This window comes from Sneathiella sp. (assembly GCF_029233945.1).
GTDB lineage: Bacteria > Pseudomonadota > Alphaproteobacteria > Sneathiellales > Sneathiellaceae > Sneathiella.
Window position 1 is genome coordinate 17,696 of the sequence record NZ_JARGOQ010000039.1, and the last position, 16,957, is coordinate 34,652.

General features: G+C 51.0%; 11 protein-coding genes. 3 read left to right on the forward strand and 8 right to left on the reverse strand.

Going from position 1 to position 16,957, the window contains the following annotated elements:
* The first annotated feature begins 675 nt into the window (after nucleotides 1-675).
* Nucleotides 676-3,432, forward strand: coding sequence for a LamG-like jellyroll fold domain-containing protein (locus P1U71_RS12865; RefSeq protein ID WP_301106012.1), 2,757 nt, complete (start codon nucleotides 676-678; stop codon nucleotides 3,430-3,432).
* Between the two features lie 84 nt (nucleotides 3,433-3,516).
* Here P1U71_RS12865 and P1U71_RS12870 read toward each other — a convergent pair whose 3' ends face one another.
* The 5 genes from P1U71_RS12870 to P1U71_RS12890 all read right to left on the reverse strand — a co-directional run bounded on the left by P1U71_RS12870 (nucleotide 3,517) and on the right by P1U71_RS12890 (nucleotide 10,271).
* Nucleotides 3,517-4,494: a glycosyltransferase family 2 protein gene (locus tag P1U71_RS12870; protein WP_301106013.1), complete on the reverse strand. Its 978-nt coding sequence runs from the start codon at nucleotides 4,492-4,494 to the stop codon at nucleotides 3,517-3,519.
* Between the two features lie 9 nt (nucleotides 4,495-4,503).
* Nucleotides 4,504-5,463: a glycosyltransferase family 2 protein gene (locus P1U71_RS12875; RefSeq protein WP_301106014.1), complete on the reverse strand. Its 960-nt coding sequence runs from the start codon at nucleotides 5,461-5,463 to the stop codon at nucleotides 4,504-4,506.
* A 62-nt stretch (nucleotides 5,464-5,525) separates the two neighbouring features.
* A complete protein-coding gene (locus P1U71_RS12880; protein WP_301106015.1) occupies nucleotides 5,526-6,695 on the reverse strand; it encodes a glycosyltransferase family 4 protein in 1,170 nt (389 codons plus the stop codon).
* Nucleotides 6,696-6,921: 226 nt separating this feature from the next.
* Nucleotides 6,922-8,205, reverse strand: coding sequence for an HlyD family type I secretion periplasmic adaptor subunit (locus P1U71_RS12885; RefSeq protein WP_301106016.1), 1,284 nt, complete (start codon nucleotides 8,203-8,205; stop codon nucleotides 6,922-6,924).
* Nucleotides 8,202-10,271: a type I secretion system permease/ATPase gene (locus tag P1U71_RS12890; protein WP_301106017.1), complete on the reverse strand. Its 2,070-nt coding sequence runs from the start codon at nucleotides 10,269-10,271 to the stop codon at nucleotides 8,202-8,204. Before P1U71_RS12890 ends, P1U71_RS12885 begins: the two co-directional genes overlap by 4 nt.
* Before the next feature lie 337 nt (nucleotides 10,272-10,608).
* Here P1U71_RS12890 and P1U71_RS12895 point away from each other — a divergent pair, with 337 nt between their 5' ends.
* Entirely contained in the window at nucleotides 10,609-11,241 is a 633-nt protein-coding gene (locus P1U71_RS12895) for an XrtA/PEP-CTERM system exopolysaccharide export protein (protein ID WP_301106018.1), read from the forward strand.
* Nucleotides 11,242-11,345: 104 nt separating this feature from the next.
* Entirely contained in the window at nucleotides 11,346-12,770 is a 1,425-nt protein-coding gene (locus tag P1U71_RS12900; RefSeq protein ID WP_301106019.1) for a TIGR03016 family PEP-CTERM system-associated outer membrane protein, read from the forward strand.
* Nucleotides 12,771-12,838: 68 nt separating this feature from the next.
* On the opposite strand, the gene P1U71_RS12905 is transcribed toward P1U71_RS12900, so the two are convergent.
* The 3 genes from P1U71_RS12905 to P1U71_RS12915 all read right to left on the reverse strand — a co-directional run.
* On the reverse strand, nucleotides 12,839-13,789 hold the full coding sequence (locus P1U71_RS12905; protein WP_301106020.1) for an AAA family ATPase: 951 nt from the start codon (nucleotides 13,787-13,789) through the stop codon (nucleotides 12,839-12,841).
* Nucleotides 13,790-13,842: 53 nt separating this feature from the next.
* Nucleotides 13,843-16,278, reverse strand: a complete 2,436-nt coding sequence (locus tag P1U71_RS12910) for a tetratricopeptide repeat protein (protein ID WP_301106021.1) — start codon at nucleotides 16,276-16,278, stop codon at nucleotides 13,843-13,845.
* 217 nt (nucleotides 16,279-16,495) lie between these two features.
* The coding region (locus P1U71_RS12915) for a glycosyltransferase (RefSeq protein WP_301106022.1) at nucleotides 16,496-16,957 on the reverse strand (462 nt) is incomplete at its 5' end.

A 16,957-nucleotide genomic window follows, 5' to 3' on the forward strand; every position in this document is an offset into this window, starting at 1 on the left:
AATGATAACGGCAAAAAAATTTCAGTTTTTCCCACGAAATGGGGCAGAAGCGTCATAAAACATGACCCGGTTAATACCAGTAGTGTTCGCCCATATTCCGTCGCATAAACCGTAAATAAAATTATGTTTGAAGCCCCACTATATATTCAGAAAACAACATCAAGAAGTGGAGTAATAATCCGCCAGTTTAAAAAGCTAATTTGATTCAACTTATTTGTAAAAATACTCTCTTAAAAATGAAAATATCTTAATATTAACAAAAAATTTACCAATAATTACATTATAATAAATAAAAAAATCATTTTTCAAGAAAAAATATTTTTATTAATAAAAGGTTTACAAAAAAATTGCCCCAAAATACCCCTTGAGGTGCCATATTCTGGCCTTATTCATAGAGATACTGGCATAATCGTAGATTTTTTGGATGATTTCGACTTCGCAAGATTGCTGATAATTTCAAGAAGAAGAAAATTTTAAATATTTATGAACTTTTTATTAATATTGGGCAGAAGGCCTGAGTAAAGATTAAGAAATTAATTTCATGTTAATAAATATACTGTCTATTGGACGCACTGTAAAAATGGCTGATGTATTAATGGGTTATAGTAAAAGTGCTGCTAATTTTCAGATTTAATTAATTCCGGACTATTCTGGTAAAGAGCGAGCAAAATTAAAATGGCAAATACGACAATTACAGTCTCAAATAGCGCACAACTAAGTGCAGCACTTAACAGTGCCACCGGCGGTGAAACCATTGTTTTGAACAGTGGCTATTATGGCGACCTGAATATTTACAATACGGACTTCAACTCGGAAGTCACAATCACTTCCGCCAACCCCAATAATATGGCGGTTTTCGAGACGATCACTTTAAATAATTCGTCAAACATCACGCTTGATGCCATCGAACTGGATTTCAACCCCACCGTAAACACGTATTCTCATGAAAGCGGTGTACTGATTACAAATTCGTCGGATATCACAATTCGCAACTCTCATATAGAAGGTGATATCGCCACTCAAGACGGTGTCGGCAGCGTTGCCGGATATCCTGTTGGCCGTGGCATAACCGCCGAGTATTCCCAGAATATTACCTTCGAGAACAACGACATTTCATACTTCCAAAAGGGCATTATCCTTATCGAAGCCGAGAATATTGATGTTCTCAATAACTCTATCGAGAACCTTCGGCTCTCGCATATCGCTGGTGCAGATGTTCATGACGTCAACATCGACGGGAACTACTTTGGTGCTGTAACGCCTTATAACTATGGCGGCGCAGGGGACCATGGCGACTACATCCATTTCTGGATCCTCGACGGACAGCAGCAGAACAGCAGTGACATCGTCATCACCGACAACTTCTTCGCAGAAGCTGAAGGTGATCGGATGATGGGCATTTATCTTGAGGATCACTGGGATACAAGCGCTTATTTCGCGGATGTCGAAATTGACAACAACGTCTTTCACCTCGCCGATCACCAGACCATTCTGGTTGAAGGGGCGCAAGGCCTCGACATTACGAACAACACCTTGCTGCAAAGCAGTGGCGAGCCGAACGATGCGCCGGGCGTTGTCCTGACGTTGGGTGTTAAGAACGCGGTTATCACGGACAATATCTTCTCAGCTCCGATCGCGGAACTTTCCAACGATATCCAGATTGTCTCGGAATCAAACAACATCATCGTTCAGAGCACCAACCCGAACGGCAGCAACTATGTCGGCAATCTTTTCGTGGATGCGCTTTCCTATAACCCGGATCTCAGCGATTTGCAGCAGGCATATAACCTGAACACAGGCGCAGACCTGACCGAGGCCGGCACCGGTACTGTCAACGATGATGATGACGACAATAACAACACGCCGGAAGAGCCAACGAACGAAACGCCGGAAGAACCAGTTGACGAGACTCCGGAAGAACCAACGAACGAAACGCCGGAAGAGCCGAGCAACCCGACACCGCCGACCGACGATAACACGGAACCGACAACACCCGTTGAAACGACTGTTCTTATCAATGCCGCGATGAATGGCTCTGCGGCGAACTCGGCCGATGCGAATAGCGATGACGACACGGTTACAAACAGTGTCTCCTTCGAACAGGTTGGAAACCGGGCTGCGGCGAAACTGAACGATGGGGTCATTATCTATGACGCCAACGACAAGTTCATCAATAACGATGCCTACACCCTGACCTTCGACTTCAAGAAAGAAGCCGGCGCAGAGGATGCATCAGGATATGCGATCTATTATTCCTCCAGCTTCGTTGTGAAAATCAATGCCGACTCGATTATGGCGGCGATTGTAACGTCGAAGGGCACGAACTGGGTCACTATCGATGATGTCGATATCAACAATACCGACTGGCATCAGATGACATTGACCTTCTCTGGCGAAGCCGGCGAAGCGGTCTTCTATGTCGATGGCGAAGAGGTCGCGACAGTCTCCGGGCTTGAAGGTGCAACCCAGACCGGGAGTGCCTGGCATGACTTCTATGTCGGCGGCGAGTTCGGCGATTCATTCGATGGCCTTGTTGATAATGTCATGTTTGCCCAGGGCGCCATAACAGCGGATCAGGCGACAGAATCATACGAAGCCATGCTGGACGGCACCGAAACGCCGAACGAAGAACCCGTTGACGAAACACCTGAAGAACCTGAGGAGCCGGTTGACGAAACTCCCGAAGAGCCGGTTGACGAGACTCCAGAAGAACCCGAAGAGCCCGTTGACGAAACTCCCGAAGAGCCGGTTGACGAGACTCCAGAAGAACCCGAAGAGCCTGTAGATGATGATACCGGCAACTCCGATATTCCTGCTCTTGATGAGGAGCTTGAAATTGCGGCTCTTGATGAGTCTGCTGCCAATATCGGCGATGGGATCATTAATCTTGGGATGGACGATGAATATTTCGGGATGGATGATTTCACGGCAAGCGTTACCTTCGCCTTGGACGGACTTGATGATGGACGCCAAAGACTGCTCTGGAACCATATCAACTACGGCGTTCAGGTTGAAGACGACGATCTTGTTATCTATTTCGCCGAAGATGGTGGCCAGTTAAAGGTTTATACCTTCGAGAATGCCATTACGGATACAGACTGGCATGACGTTCAGTTGGTGCTTGATGACAGTGCGGACACCTTTTCGATATTCCTCGATGGTCAAGCCCTTCAGGTCGATAATGCCGTTACCGGCAGCATCGCGGACGCCTCATGGTGGAATGTCACCGTCGGAGGGACCGAATTCCAGAACACGGATGAGTTCCAGGGCAAGATTGCCGATTACTCGATTATTGACGAAGCCCTTGATATAGATGCAAGCCAGTCAGTATATGAACGGACGGCCTATATCGACTCTCACGATGATCTCAACGGCTCAAATCTTGATGTCATCGGTATTGCACTCGCAGAGGACTCGCTCGACTTTGCGTAAGTTTCAACAATAGGCGACAAGACATCAAAAAGGCCCGGCGAACACCAGATTTGGTTAGTTTGTCGGGCCTTTTTTTGCCGGTTGTTATTTGATGATACTGCCCCGCCAGTCTTCGCCGCTTTGGTCCTGTTTCCGATAGGAAATGCCGAACGCCACCAGGGTTAGCAGCGTAAGCGTCTTCAGGCTGGGATACTCCCGAAGCTCTTGCAAAAGAACCTGTATCGCCTGATCGCGTTGACCGGACCAGGAAAGTATCTTGGCACAGTATCTGATGGAGCCATGCTGGTTATCGATCAGTAACTTACGGGCCGCATCGGACGCCGACGCAGCCGCAGGGGTTTCAAGGACCGCTTTCAGACTATCCACACGGCTTTCCCAAAGAGCAAGCTGGTCCTGGGACATGCTGTCTGGCCTGAGGCGCCAGATTCCGCACGGGTTTTCGATGACAGCCAGATTAAATTGAAGAAATAATTCAAGCAGATAGTTGAAATCAACGGTCAGCTTGATCGTCGGGTCGAAAACCAATCCATCCTTCAGGATCTTCTCTATGGCGTGGCGTCTGACCAGGCCGAAATTAATCAGCGGCGACGTGGCATCATGCAGATAGGAAGGGACTATTTCCTCGGGCTTGTAAAAGCGGACGTCGGGCGTCACCGGAATGCTGCGCCCCTTGATCGCATCGAACTGATGATCATACGCACTGTGAAAGACACCAAAGCAGAGCGGAACATCCGGCTCGTCGTTTAAGATTTGGGCAGCGACCTCAATAAATTGTGGAAAAAAAACATCATCCGCATCGAGAAATGCAATCAAGCTTCCCGTTGATGCCAGAAACCCGGTGTTGCGCGCCCCGCCCACGCCCTTGTTGACCTCGTGGCGGATGTATTTCACCCGCTCCATCCGTTCGCCAAGCGCAGCGGTGACGTCATCGGGGCCGCAATCATCAACGACGATGATTTCATCCGGAACGCGTGTCTGATTCAAAACGGAATCGACCGTCTCCGCGATGGTCGAGGAGGAATTATACGCAGGGATGATGACGGATACTGTTTCTGTACTCATAGGTTAGCTCTAATATTCCATGCCGCCATATTCAATCTTCTTTTTTTGCAACCCCAATAATATTAAAAGAAGGAGCGCCAATGTCTTTATCTGCGGCGATCTTTTAAACTCATGAAACAGGTGGTCATATGCTTGCTTGCGATCGCCGCTATTGGCGAGAACACGCGCATATTGGCGCGCTGATGAGGCTCTCAACCGTTTCAGGAAAGCGAGATGAAAGGCCGAAAGTTTTAAATCATCCGCACCTTTAATCAGGGAATCGACTGCCACGGCCCGGGACAACCATACTTTTGGCAAATTCCGAGAAATACTGTCAGGCCGCAAGAAATAAACGCCCATAGGATTGACTATGTGAAGAACATCAAATGTTGCGAGAATGCGCGCAAACATCTGGAAATCCTCGTTATTGCTTAAATCCGGCAAAAACAGGATGCCATCATGGCTTATTCGGTCGAGCGCGGATTTACGAAAAATACTGAAAGACGGGATGAAGGCACCGGTATTTTCCAAATAGAATGTGAGTCCCTCTCCCTTGGAAAGCATCTTTACTTCCGACAGTTGCTCTTCATGCCCTTCCAAAATTGGCGCCGCGTTGCCATCGAAACATTTATAGAAGCTGCCGAAGGCCGCAGCTGCATCCGGCGTCCCCTCCAAAGCCGCCAGCATAACTTTCAAAAACTCGGGGCAGAGGATATCGTCCGCGTCCAGAAAATAGATATAGTCGCCGGTCGCCTCAGCGAAACCGGTATTCCGGGCATGTTGAACACCCTTATTCACTTCATGGCGGATAATCCGCACTTCCGGATAGCGATCCCCAAGAACATTGGCGACGGGATTGGCGCTAAGGTCGTCAACGACGATGATTTCATCCGGCGGGCGTTGCTGGTTGATCAGGGAATCGAGCGTAATGCATATCGTCTCGTCGCAATTATATGCTGGCATAACGACGGAAATCCGGTTGTTCGACATTTCCTAATTGTCCAATTCTCTGGTTTCCGAAACAACCAACTCGGTGACCTGCAACATGCCGCTCAACCTGTCGACGCCTTCTTCTTCGGTGGGACTGTTTGCAAATCGTCGAGCAGGAGGCCAAAATCGTCCCGCCATCTATCCCAATTCAGCTCATTTACATATTTTTCATGGGCATAGGTCGCCATCTCATGCAGCTTTTCCTTATCCTGCCAAAGCGCCAGGATCGTCTCTGCATATTTCCTGCCATCTGCCGAAAGCGGCAGTAAAAGACCCGACTTCCCATCATCGACAACGGACGGTATGCCACCCGTAGCCGGGGCAATTACCGGCGTTGCAAAGGCGGCCGCCTCGGCGAATACCAACCCATAAGCCTCTGCCTGGGTTGGCAGGACGAAAAGCGAGGCTTCGGAGAAAAGCTTGTTATAAAGCTCGAATTGTTGCGGATCGCTTTTTTGAATAGACTCGTAAACCGTCACACTCTCGGGCGGATTACCTGAAAACGGATCACAACCTACAATATAGAGATGTGCGTCAACGCCAGCATCCCGGACAAATTTAAAGGCGGACAGAATAATGTCCCCGCCCTTTCGGCCCCACTCCTTGCCCATAAACAGAATGTTGCATTTGTTGTTGAATTTGGCCGCGAGGTATTCCTCATTTACCGTCGGCAATGCGCCGACATTTGCCCCCAGACGAATAAACCGCAACTTCTCCGGCTTCGCATGATAATCCAGCTGTGCGGAATCTATGGCCCAGTGCGACGGAAAAATGGAGTAAGATGAATTTTCAATCACCTTGCGCTCAATCTCATTGCCCTCACGCCAGAGCCAGTCCGGAACCCGGCTCATCTCCGGGTAATAATCGGTCATAATGGCGAAGGTTGCATCGGAGATATGCAGGATGGGAACGGATGTTTTCACATTCGCAAGCTCGGGCGAGGCGGCTATGCCGACAACAACTTCCGGGTCCACTAATTCAAGCTTTTTCTGGATTTCCTTCCCCGCTGCCCGGCTATAAGCCTCGGTGACGGATAAATCGACGCTCAATCCGAACTTCTTGAAAATGAAGCCACATATTTTTGCCAGCGTCAGGACCCACGACAGCTTTGTCGCCCGGACAATTACCACGTCGTCAGAAATTTTCTGAATTTCACGCGTGATAAAATACGGTGTTCCCGACCAAGCAGAAACATTCGTCGGATCATGACGTGAAACAATTGCAATTTTCATTACTGACGCTTTCAAATCCAGATTTAGCGATACTTAACCTAGGGGTCTTCTGTTTAAAAAGAGTAAAACCAATATGTGTCTATTTCGCAATCTGACCCGTTTGACAGGAAATTGTTACATAAAAATCACGGCTTTACGTCAGAAATATGCGAAATCACGACCGCCCCAATGCAGGAAAGCCTCATACAATGCGCCACAAGGAAGGCTGTCCGTCTCTACTTCCGGCTCAATCTTCGCGCAATGCACGGTTAAAGCTTAGGATAATCGGGTTGACAAAGTAATCAAGCGCTGTTCGCTCCCCTGTCAGGATCATCACATCCGCCTGCATGCCGGGCCGCAGCTGGGTGACCTTGATTTCGGCATTTTCCAAATTCTCTATCTGGACACGAGCGAGATAATAGTAGTTGCCGGTGCGATCATCCTCAAGGCTGTCGGCCGATACACTGAGCACCTTGCCTTCTGCGGGGAGGGAAAAGCGCTGACTGAAAGCGGGAAACCGGATCTGGGCGGGTGCGTCGATATAGACAGAGTCAATATCCTTGGTATTGACTTGTGCTTCCACAATAAGCTGCACATTATCCGGGACGATATCAAGGACCGTGTCGCCCGGCTTGACGACACCGCCGGTCGTATGAACCTGCAGGTTGACGACATAGCCATCCGTCGGCGCCCGAATTTCCGTTCTATCGAACACATCTTCCGAGGCGCGGGTCTGTTCTTCCAAGTCAAAAATCTGCGCCTGAACATCGCGAAGCTCCGCGACCACCTCGTCAATCAGAGCGTTGGACAGCTCGTTAATCTGCAGTTCCACTTCGCCGATCGCCTGCCGCGTCTGGGCGATTCTTGAGGTATTCTGACTACGATTGCCGCTAAGTTCGGCAAGGTTGCGCTGCAGGGCGCGAAGCCGTGGTCGTTTTGCAAGGCTCTTTTTAACAAGGCTTTCGACGTCCTTGATTTCCTCACTGATCAGGGCGATCTGCCGGTCGGACGAGGTGACCTGCCCTTCCAGGCCCTTGATTTCCTCTTCCAGCTGCGCGGCCTTTTGTTTCAGGATCGTGATCTGTCCGTCTCGCGACGTCCGGCGGGAATCAAAAATATTCTGCTGCCCTTCCATCGCCTCTTTAACATTTGGCTCGTCTTTACGCTCAAGCAGCCATTCGGGAAAAGGGATTTCATCCAGCCCGTCCCGTTCAGCAATCAGACGGGCTTTCTGCGCCAGTGCGATGGCCCGGCGGCTGCGGATGATTTCCACCGATGCCTTCGACTGTACCTCATCGAGAACAATCAGCACATCGCCTTTGTTAACAAAATCACCATCCTTGATCTTGATTTCCGACACGATGCCACCTTCAAGATGCTGGATCGATTTCCGGTTCCCTTCAACGCTGACAACACCTTGGGCTATGGCCGCGCTCCCAAGGGGGGCGAAAGCCGCCCAGCCGATAAATGCGCCAAAGAACAGGAAAATAATCACCAGGCCGAACAGGACCGGCCCGCGCACATTCATCATTGTTTGATTTCCTCAATATATTTCAGCGCGCCTGCCTGATCGCCCTTGACGAACAGGGAGTATATTTTCGAAATATCTGCGTCACTTAGGGGTTGCGGGGTCAGAGACTGAATCTTGGCCTTTATTTTTTCACTCGGGCCCATGGTCAGCACCGCGGCCCGCGCTTTCGGTTTCGCGGCGCTACCGTTCAAATGGGTGCCATTCGTCTTGTGCAATGTCGGCGCTTTCATCGGCTCGCGGTAGGGCGGCGTATATTTCTTTGACACCTTGATGTCCGGTGACGGGGTATAGTCCGCCGTCCTCGTTGTTGGTGCGGCAGGCGGCACCTCTTTTGCCTGGTTTTTCTTGACCTGTACCGTCTGGTTTCCGGGGCCCGGCAATGCTCTTTGGACGCCCTGCAGCTTCATCATCACGTCATCACGCGGTCCGAATTCCTGCATGATCCCGTCTTTCAGGACGAGAATCTTGTCAACATGCTTCAAAATGTTCGGTCGATGCGCAATAACGACAATCGTCATGCCTTCGGCGCGGAGGTTATCCATCGCGCGCATCAACGCCGACTCTCCGACACTGTCAAGATTGGCATTCGGTTCATCCAGAACGAGAAGACTGGGATTTCCGTAAAGGGCCCGGGCAAGCGCAATACGCTGTCGTTGACCACCGGAAAGTGCCGCACCACCCTCACCGATTTCCGTCTCATAGCCCTTGTCCATACGCAAGACCATGTCATGAATACCGGCTTTCTTCGCGGCAGCAATAACAAGTGCCGGGTCCCCGTCATTCATCCGCGCAATATTCTCACGAATAGTGCCGGAGAACAGTTCAATATCCTGCGGCAGATATCCGATATATTGACCACGGTCATCCGCGCTCCATTCCGCAACATCCATTTCATCAAGCCGGGCATGGCCAAAGCGGGGCTTCAGGTTACCGACAAGCAACCGGACGAGAGTCGTTTTGCCGGCGGCCGTCGGCCCAATGATGCCAAGAATCTCGCCCGGCTCAATCCGGAAGTTGATATTACGGAGGATCGGCTCCTTGGTGTTTGGGTGGGTATAGCTCAAGCCTTCGACCGACACCACGCCTTGCGGACGGGGAAGCGGCATCAGGTCCGTACCGGGCGGCGGGCTTTGTTCCAGCTGCGCCTTCAGCCGGCTATAGGCCGCGCGCGCACCCAGAAATCCCTTCCAGGAACCAATGGCCTGCTCAACCGGTGCCAACGCACGCCCCATAATTATGGAGCCGGCAATCATGGCGCCCGGGCTCATCTCGGCCTGAATGACCAGCCAAGCACCCGCGCCCGTCACCCCGATCTGCAACATTACGCGCACAAATTTGGAGGCTGCCGAGATAACGCCGCCTCGATCGCTTGCCTGCGCCTGCAGCGCGAGAGAATCCGCGTGACGGGTGTTCCAGCGATTGATCAGCTGGGGCATCATGCCCATCGCCTCGATGACATCGGCATTGCGCGAGGCCGTCTCCGCCTGCTTCATCGCCACCATCTGCTGACCGTTTGATTCAGCGAGCAGCTTGCGCGTCGCTCTTTCGTTGATGATCCCCAGCGTCAGCAGAATGGCCGCGCCGATAAGGGCAATCCAGCCCAAGACCGGGTGCAGCAGGAACATGACGCCGAGGAAAATCGGCGCAAAAGGCGCATCCAGGATGGGGAAGATACCAGGGCCGGTCAGGAAAGACCGGAAATTACCGAGATCACGAAGAGCCTGGATACTGGCCTCCCGCCCTGTAGTCAATGTCGACATAATGCTCGCGGTGAGCGCCGCACCCCCTATCTGGCTATCCAGCCAGCGGCTCATTCGCACAAGGATGAAGGTACGAACCCCTTCCAGCAGCGCCATGGTTAACAAAGCAAGGCCGGCGATCAGCATCAATAGCACAAGCGTGTCGGTATTGCGGCTGGTGATGACCCTGTCAAACACCTGCATCATAAATAAGGGAGCCGTTAACATCAGCAGATTAATGGCAAGGCCAAAAACCGCCAGGATTATGAAGACCCGGGAACATTTATCCAAAGTTTCCTTCAGAAGCGGGTTATTCTGTATGCTCACACGTTCCTCTATAAGTCTTAACCAGCTCTAGCTGGATCATATTGATTGACAGCGTCTTTGCCAATGCCCGATGGTCCTTCATCGTACATAAAAATGCTGAAATAAGGATTAAAATATTAACTGATAAAACGTCCAAACTCAGGGTGTTGTGATATCACCGTAGCAAGGAGCGTACAAACTAATGTTGCATTATGGCCATTTTTAGGGAAATACTGGAAAAAAATATGGCGTTACCCTTAGAAATAGCGGAAATGCTGTGTTACAAAGCGTTATTGTAGATTTTAACCAACTCTGATAATCATATCAGAAGCTTTTTGACTAAGGGGGAGGCACTTACGTGTTTACACTTCTAAAGATAAAGTCCGTCGCCATCCGGACAATCTTGGTTTCACTGGCACTGTTTGTTTCAGCCTGTGCGGCGCAAAATCAGGCTGCCTCGGATGCACCTGCTTCCTTGGGCACCGCGCCCCAGTATGTTATTGGACCACAGGATGAGCTGGATGTTTTCGTCTGGCAGAATCCGGATCTTTCCGTCACTGTTCCGGTTCGTCCCGACGGTCGTATCTCCACGCCGCTGGTTGACGACATGATGGCGGCGTCCAAAACCTCTCAGGAGTTGGCGCGTGATATCGAAAAATCCCTCGCCAAATATGTGAAGGACCCGCTGGTAACCGTAACGGTCAAATCCTTTAATGGCCCGTATGATCAGCAGATTCGCATCGTTGGTCAGGCTGCGGAACCCAAAGCTATTCCTTATCGCAACGACATGACGGTTCTTGATGCCATCATCGCCGTTGGTGGCATGACTGAATTTGCCGCTGGTAACCGTGCTGTTATCGTTCGCAATGAAGAAGGTGAAAAGAAATCCTATAACGTTCGCCTTGATGACCTGATTATAGATGGTGATGTGTCGGCGAACGTACCATTGTTGCCCGGCGATATTCTCATCATCCCGCAAAGCTGGTTCTAGGATTGGCGGCAATTTCGATTGCCGTTTGTTGAGGGTGGAATCAAATAGAAGGTAGTCGCATTGTGCTAAATGCAAACCAGCTAGTTTTCGGGAAAAAATCATGCATGTCGTTGGCGGTCGGGTGTATCGTCGTCGGCGGGATGCTGGTTTCGTCCGGAAACGCCCGGGCCGCAGAATGGATGTTCAGTCCTTATATCGGTTTGGGTGAAACATATACGGATAATGCTTTCGGCACTTCTTCAGACAGAAAAGACGATTTTGTAACAAACCTGAATGCCGGATTTACGATTGAAGGTGTCGGACGGCGTCTACAACTCACTGCTGCATATGACCTTGGTTACGATATGTATGCGGAGTATTCGGATTTGAACGGATTTACGCATAACTTGCTGGCGTCCGCAAATTCCGAGTTGTTGGAGGATCACCTGTTCCTCGATACGGAAATCGCCATAACCCAGGAACGTTTCTCCAGCGACGGGGATACATCCTTTTCTGACCGGACGACATCCGGCGACAGCACGCGTGTGCTGAACACGCGGATCAGCCCCTATTATCAACATGATTTTGGCGGCTTTGCGACCGGTATCGCCCGTTATACCCACAGCATGGTCACGTTTACTGACACAAATTCCGACATTGCCTCGACAGAACCGTCGGATACACAAACCAATCGGGTTGACCTCAGCTTGCTGAGCGGGCGCGCATTTTCCCGGACGAAATGGGCAGCGGAAGCCTTCGCCCTCGACAACCAGGTAAATGACGGGGATGATTTCAAGCGCGCCACCTTCAAGGGCTCGGGCCAGATGCCGATCAATCGGTATATTGCTCTGCTCGCATCGGCGGGCTGGGATGAGTTCGACGGAGAGAATATAGACAACGATCAAATCAGCGGTGCCTTTTACAGCGGTGGTGTCCGATTAACACCAGGGCCGAGAACTGATTTAAGCGTTCAGGTCGGCCACCGCTTCGGCGGTGGCATTGTAGATGCGGACTTGACCTACCTGATCTCTAGCGAAGCAAGCATTATTGCCGGATATCATGTTGATGTCGCTGGTTCAGGAGGTGATGCGTTTGCCAATACCGCTGTTCTGGATACCAACGGTCGTCTCGTTAATCCGAACTATTTCCCGGGTGGCTACACGGATGCCATTACCAAGTCAAAAACAGCGTCCATCGGATTGACCGGGGAAAAGGGCCGCAATACATATACAGCCTCTGCCAGCTATATCACTCGCGATTTTCTGAGCGATGGCACAGACGAAGAGGTTGTTTCCTTTGACGGCAGCTACTCCAGACAGCTATCGCGGCGACTTGAATGGTCTCTGCTTGGCGGGTATGCGGAAATTCTGGATTCCCAAGTTTCAGGCGGTAAGGAAACAGCCTATTACGGGCAGACCGGAGTTAATTACCAGTTCACTGCAACTCTAATCGGGTCGCTTTCCTACGGCTACTACAATCGGGATGCCGAATCCGATATCGATGATCTTCGGGAAAATACGGTTTCCGTCTCTGTTCGGAAAGAATTTTAAGTCCTACGCAGCGCCCGGAGTAAATTTGCGGTTTTCCCGCCAAACACTTCGGACGTTGCGCATTTACCTTAACCGTTTGAGCGCAGCTTCTTGGCGATCAGCTTTGCAAGCTCCTTATCATGAATAACAAGAGCGGGCTGCTCTTGTTCTACTTCCTCTTTTGACTGAACCGGCAATCGGCGTGTTTCTTCAGCCCCTTTCGGCGTGCCTACATCAAAAATACCGTGAGTCTGCTTGTCGCGGATCACTTCATCGACAATGCCGCCGTCGATTTCAGGCGCCATCCGCGCAAACCCATATACCAGGCAGGTATCAGCGAGAATATTGATAATCCGGGGGATACCACGGCTCGCTTCGAACAGCTTTTCGCAGGCATCCATGGTGAACAACGGCAGATCGCGCCCCGCAGTGGAAAGACGGTGTTTGATATAGGCGTCGATATCTTCTGCGGTCAATGGCGCCAGATGAAAGTCTGAGGCAATACGCTGTGCGAACTGGGTCAGCTCAGGCGCCTGCAACAACCCTTTCAACTGCGGCTGGCCCACCAGGATCAGCTGCAGGAGCTGGTCGTTATCGGCATTGATATTGGAAAGAAGTCGTAGCTGTTCCAGAAGCTTAGGGCCCAGATTCTGTGCCTCATCAACGATCAGGATTGTCCGGCGTCCCTCCGCATATTCGCGGATCAGGAATTGCTGTAACTCATCATGCAGGCCGACATGGGATTTGCCTTCATACGCCTGACCAAAGGCCATCAGAACCCATTGCAGCAGATCCCCGTCCTGAATATTGGATACCAGACCGACCGTGAAGTCTTCATCCAATCGGTCAAGAAGATGGCGGATTAGAGTCGTCTTCCCGCAGCCGATTTCACCGGTAACAACCGTAAAGCCCGCCCGGTTCATCACGCCATACTCAAGCATTGAATAGGCTAGGGAATGACTGTGCCCCCAATAGAGATAATTTGGATCGGGCAGGATAGAAAAGGGTTTCTGGTCGAGTCCGTAAAATTCTCTATACATCTATAATTGCCTTCACCCGTGGTTTCACATTAATAAAAAAATATCGTTTCAAATCAGTTTGTTTTGGGTCTTGCGCGCAGCTCGGAAAGCGTCTTTTCCGCATCCCTAATCTGTGAAAACGGTTGCGACTTGCCAAGTGTTACCGCTTGATCAAGCTCCCTGATCGCATTGTTACGATTTCCTTCCGCCTTATAGGCCATCCCGAGATGATAACGGAGGACTGCTACATTCGGCTCATTATCGACAGCGCTTCGGAGCAACGGGGTGGCCATATTATATTCGCCCCGCAAATAATGAAGCCAGCCTAATGTGTCCTGAAAATATGGGACTTTCGAGTTTCGAAAGCGCTTCGCCAGAGAGTAAGCCCACAGCAATGCATCTTCATTCTCTGCATGCTCAGCGATCAGGCTGGCGAGGTTGTTAACCACAATGTCCGAGTTCGGCCTCTCATCAAGTAGCTTTTCATAAGTCTCAATGGCATCAGAATAGTTGCCATTGGATTCATAAACACTCGCTTGGATCATATTAAGCATAAATCCATCTGGAATTGCCTTCAGCCCCTCACTCAGCACGTCCCCGGCGTCTTTCTTTTCCCCGGTCGCCAGAAAATGTTTCGCAAGGATGACGTAACCCGTCTCTTCCTGTGGATCACCGGCAATAGCATCCCGAATCAGCTTGATCGCCTCTTCCGGCTCGTTCTTGCGGAACTTGATTTCGGCCAGAAGTCGACTGGCGAGATAATTTCTTTGGCTGCTGGCAAGAACATCGCTGAGGAAGGTTTCCGCCTTTTCGATATCGCCGTCCCGAAGATATGCCTGAACCAGCGACTGCATCGCTTGCCCGGCTTCAGGTGCTATTGCATAAGCCTTCTCGAACGCACTCCGGCTCTCTTCCAGATTTTGTAAACCCGCTAACGCCGCACCGCTTATCTGATATCCCGCTGAATCCGTTGCATTCAGGGCCAGCAGCCGGTCCGCCAGCTCTTCCGCCGCGATCCAGTCTTGCTTCCTCAGCTTGACCTCGGCCAGCAGTTTGAGAATGTTCGTTTCGTTCGGGTTCTTCACCGCCAGCTTTTCAAGCAGCCGATCCGCCCGTTGTAACTCTCCGTGACGAATAAAAAACTGGGCATAGACCATACCGACGCGGGGCGACTCATTACTGAACCGGTACGCAGCAGCGAAGCGATCCTCTGCCAGGTCCAGGCTGCCACTGATTTCATGGGCCTTGGCAAGCAACAAGGCAGCGCGCGCGGACCGCGGCTGCTGCCAGATGGAGGAGCGCAGATTTGCAATCGCCGTGTCTATCTCGCCCGCATCGATTTGCATCGCGCCGATAAGGATCAGCGCATCGGTGTTGGTCGGATCAATGTCCAGGACAATTTGGGTCAGGTTTTCCGCTTCCTCCAAATCGCCGCGGGTGAAATGAAGTTGCGCCAGTTTGTTTCTGGCGATGATTTCATCTTCAACTGTTCGAGCACGGTCAATGATGGAGCCCAGAATAACCATCGCCCTTTCATCATCATTCTCGGCTTCCGCAAGTGCCGCTAACGCAAAACGATAATCGACAGCATCTGGATATTTCTCAATCAGTTGCTCCAGCTCGAGAGCGGCGGCGGCATCCCCTTTCGCCGATTTAACAAACCGGACCACGTCCAGATTGGCGGAAACGTCTTCCGGATTTTCCGCTGCAATCCGGCGAATTTCTTTTTCCGCCTCGTCCTTCCGGTCAATTTTCATATAGTAACGAACAAGGCTCTTACGAAAAGCCGTGTTTTCCGGATTGTCAGCAATGAGCTGCGAGAACACCTCAATAATTTCTTCCGACCGGTCGAGATTCTCCAGCGCGCGGATTTTAACGACCTGCAGCTGGGCATTGCCCTTGTTATGCACAAGGCCGTCATCAAGAATCTTAACAGCCGCGGCGGGATTCCCGGAGGAGAGTTTTTCCGCAGAGAGAATAAGAATTGCGTCAATGTTTGACGGATCTATTTCGAGGGCCTTGTTCGCGGCTGCGATGGCGCCCGTTTTATCGCCCAAGCGGAACATGACCGCAGATTTCAGGGCCAGCGCTTCGGAATTATCCGGCGCGAGCTCCATGACGAGGTCGCTGGTTTCCAGCGCATCCTCCAGCTTTCCCGACAGCAGCATAATCTTGCCATAGCGCACCTGCGCCTTCAAATGCTTCGGGTCAATCTCGATCGCCTTGAGGATATCGCCCGCATATTTCCGCCAGTCTCCTTCGTTCTCCTCGACGAGAGCGAGACCGTACCAGCCATCTGCGTAATTTTCCTTGAGTTGCAGGGCGTTGCGAAATTCAATGCCCGCCTTAACGAAGTTGTCCTGCTCCACAAAAGCCATTCCGGCCGCGAAGTGAGCCTGCGCCTTTTCCTCCGGCGTATCACAGGCGGCGAGGGTGAAAAGGATGATCGCCAACGCGACAACGCTTGTCAGTTGTGACTTAAAACACGCGAATTTACTTCCAAGCGCCATTGCCTAACCTTTTATCCCTTTTTCTCATATAAACCGAGTTACCAGTATTACACATATATGCAACGAATTGTGGCTTCAAATGCTCAATTTTATTGCACTGCCGCAAATCCCCTCAACCGGCGAGAAAGACAAATTCGCAGGCTGGATCTCTATAGATATCCAATTTATCCCTGATTTCTCAAAATATGCTTAATGGTTTAGCCAATGTCGCCGGCATCTACCTGCTTTTTGCCGCCTGCCCGTCCTGTATAAAACTGCGGATAGCCTGAAGGAGTTCCGGTTCCGCAAACTCGCTGGCGGCCTCCTTGATTGTTGATGGTGGATTGGCGAGCAGATCCTCAAGAACGGTGCCGAGTTCGGTCTCATCTTTCGCAACAAAAATCCCGCTGCGCCGGGCGAATTGCTCCGCCGTTGCAATCTGGTGATCGTTGCGGGTTTCTTTAAACGCACCCTTGCGCGGCATGATCAACAACGGCTTCTTCATTGTCAGCGCGGTAATGATCGTTCCCATGCCGGCGTGGGCGACAATTAGGTCTGCCTCCTCAAACCGGCTTTTAAAGCCATCGGGATCGAGAAAGCTCTGCCAGGCGAAATTCCGGGGTTTATACCCCTCCTCACCCAGCTCCGCCACTTGCGCAAATATATCTTTATAACCCGATTCCAGTGCCCAGTTATCGAG